The organism is Pseudomonas sp. R62, from assembly GCF_000257605.1.
Lineage (GTDB): Bacteria > Pseudomonadota > Gammaproteobacteria > Pseudomonadales > Pseudomonadaceae > Aquipseudomonas > Aquipseudomonas atacamensis.
In genome coordinates this window covers 60,380-63,587 of sequence record NZ_JH635999.1, presented here as the reverse complement: position 1 = coordinate 63,587, position 3,208 = coordinate 60,380, and the positions used below count along the sequence as shown (strand labels likewise).

General features: G+C 63.6%; 2 protein-coding genes. Both read left to right on the top strand.

The window, feature by feature from the left end; translation table 11 throughout:
• Window positions 1–503, top strand: a 503-nt coding sequence (locus tag OQK_RS18700) for a TetR/AcrR family transcriptional regulator (protein ID WP_016773723.1), incomplete at its 5' end; no start/stop codon positions are given.
• A 212-nt stretch (window positions 504–715) separates the two neighbouring features.
• On the top strand, window positions 716–3,208 hold a 2,493-nt coding region (locus OQK_RS18695; RefSeq protein WP_016773722.1), incomplete at its 3' end, for a PAS-domain containing protein.

Genomic DNA, 3,208 nt, shown 5'->3' with positions numbered 1-3,208 from the left:
CCCGGGTGCAGGAGTCGATTCATTCGGCGGTCAATGCGCTGCTGCAAGAGCAGGAACGTTCCACCGTGACCGTCCCGCAGATTGCCGCCCGCGCGGGGGTAACGCCGTCGACGATCTACCGCCGCTGGGGCGATCTGGCGGCATTGCTGGCGGACGTCGCCCTCGCCCGCATGCGCCCGGACAGCGAGCCGGCGAGCACTGGCAGCCTGCGCGGCGATATCCGCGCCTGGGCCGAGCAATATCTCGACGAGATGAGTTCGGAGGTCGGGCGCAACATGATGCGCGACGTGCAGGCCAGCGCTACGCCGGGCTATTGCGTGACGATCATCGGTGCGCAGTTGCAGACCATCGTCGATCGCTATCCGCATGAGAAGGCGCCGAGTGTCGACCGCTTGATCAATCTGGTGGTGGCGCCGGTGGTGTTCCGGATTCTGTTTTCGGCCACGGCGCTGGAGGTTGATGAGTTGCATCGGTTGATCGATATTGCGCTGCGTCGGGACTGACGCGCTCGCTCCCACAAGGAAATGCATTCCAATTGTGGGAGCGAGCCTGCTCGCGAAGAGGTCCGCCCGGTCACCACAAAAACCACCCGGTACCCCGCGTGCGACACCCCACCACGCCACGACCTTGGTCGACACTGACTAACCGCCGCGCCCGTGCGAGACTGTCCGCCCCGGGCAGGAGTGCCGGGGGAGTCTTTTGTCGGGAGTGCTGCATGTCGTTGTCCACCGGGCTGATCGCCGTCGTTGCCCTGGCCTACATGGCCATCATGTTCGCTATCGCCTTCTACGGCGACCGTCGCAGCACACCGTTGCCGCCGCGGGTGCGCGCCTGGGTGTACAGCCTGTCGCTGGCGGTCTACTGCACCAGCTGGACGTTCTTCGGCGCGGTCGGTCAGGCGGCGGAACAACTGTGGTCATTCCTGCCGATCTACCTCGGGCCGATCCTGCTGCTGGTCGGCGCGCCGTGGGTCCTGCAGAAAATGGTGATGATCAGCAAACAGGAGAACATCACCTCCATCGCCGACTTCATCGCCGCGCGCTACGGCAAGTCACAATCGCTGGCGGTGGTGGTGGCGCTGATCTGCCTGGTCGGCGTCTTGCCTTATATTGCCCTGCAACTCAAAGGCATTGTCCTTGGCGTGAACCTGCTGATCGGCGCCGGCGCCGATGCCATGGGCACCCGCGCCCAGGACACGGCGCTGATCGTGTCGCTGGTGCTGGCGTTATTCACCATCGTTTTCGGTACGCGCAACCTCGACGCCACCGAACACCACCGTGGCATGGTGCTGGCGATCGCGTTCGAGTCGCTGGTCAAGCTGTTCGCCTTTCTCGCCGTCGGCGCCTTCGTCACGTACGGTCTGTATGACGGTTTCGACGACCTGTTCAATCAGGCAATGCTCGCCCCGCGCCTTGAGGCGTACTGGAAGGAAACCATCAACTGGCCATCGATGGTGGTGCAGACCGGCGTGGCGATGATGGCGATCATCTGCCTGCCGCGGCAATTTCACGTCACCGTGGTGGAGAACATCGACCCGCAGGATCTGCGTCTGGCGAAATGGGTCTTCCCCGCCTATCTGGCGTTGGCCGCACTGTTTGTAGTCCCGATCGCCCTCGCCGGTCAGATGATGCTGCCCAGCGATGTGCTGCCCGACTCGTTCGTGATCAGCCTGCCACTGGCCCAAGCCCATCCGGCGCTGGCGATGCTGGCGTTTATTGGTGGCGCATCGGCAGCGACCGGCATGGTGATTGTCGCCAGCGTTGCGCTGTCGACCATGGTTTCCAACGACATGCTGTTGCCGTGGCTGTTGCGCCGCAACAACGCCGAGCGCCCGTTCGAGGTGTTTCGCCAGTGGATGCTCTCGGTGCGCCGCGTGAGCATCGTGGTGATTCTGCTGCTGGCCTACGTCAGTTATCGCTTGCTCGGCTCGACCGCGAGCCTGGCGACAATCGGCCAGATCGCCTTCGCCGCGGTGACGCAACTGGCGCCGGCGATGCTCGGCGCACTGTACTGGAAACAGGCCAACCGTCGCGGCGTGTTCGCCGGCCTCGCCACCGGCACCTTTCTGTGGTTCTACACGCTAGTACTGCCGATTGCCGCGCACAGTCTCGGCTGGTCGCTGGCGAGTTTCCCCGGGTTGGCGTGGCTGCACAGCAATCCACTGAACCTGCCGATCACCCCGCTGACTCAAGGCGTAGTGCTGTCGCTGGCCGGTAATTTCACCCTGTTCGCCTGGGTCTCGGTGCTCTCGCGCACGCGGGTTTCCGAGCACTGGCAGGCTGGGCGTTTCATCGGCCAGGAAATCAGCGCACGACCTAATGCTCGTTCGATGCTGGCGGTACAGATCGACGATCTGCTGCAACTGGCGGCGCGTTTTGTCGGCGAAGAACGCGCGCGACAGAGCTTCATTCGCTTCGCCTACCGCCAGGGCAAGGGCTTCAACCCCAACCAGAACGCCGACAGCGAATGGATTGCCCACACCGAACGCTTGCTGGCTGGTGTCCTCGGCGCTTCTTCGACGCGCGCCGTAGTAAAGGCCGCCATCGAAGGTCGGGAAATGCAGTTGGAGGACGTAGTCCGAATCGCTGACGAAGCCTCGGAAGTGCTGCAATTCAACCGCGCGCTGCTGCAAGGCGCGATCGAGAACATCACCCAGGGCATCAGCGTGGTCGACCAGTCGCTGAAACTGGTGGCGTGGAACCGGCGGTATCTGGAGCTGTTCAACTACCCCGACGGCCTGATCAGCGTCGGCCGGCCGATTGCCGACATCATTCGCTACAACGCCGAACGCGGTTTGTGCGGCCCCGGCGAAGCTGAAGTGCACGTTGCGAGGCGTCTGCACTGGATGCGTCAGGGCCGTGCGCACACTTCCGAACGGCTATTCCCCAATGGCCGGGTAATCGAGCTGATCGGCAACCCGATGCCTGGCGGCGGATTTGTCATGAGTTTCACCGACATTACCGCGTTCCGCGAAGCCGAACAGGCGCTGACCGAGGCGAACGAAGGGCTCGAGCAACGGGTCAGCGAACGCACCCAGGAACTGTCGCAACTCAACGTCGCGCTCACCGAAGCCAAGGGCAATGCCGAGGCGGCCAACCAGTCGAAAACCCGCTTCCTCGCCGCCGTCAGCCACGACTTGATGCAACCGCTGAACGCCGCGCGACTGTTCTCCGCCGCCCTCTCCCACCAGAACGAAGGCTTGAGCGCA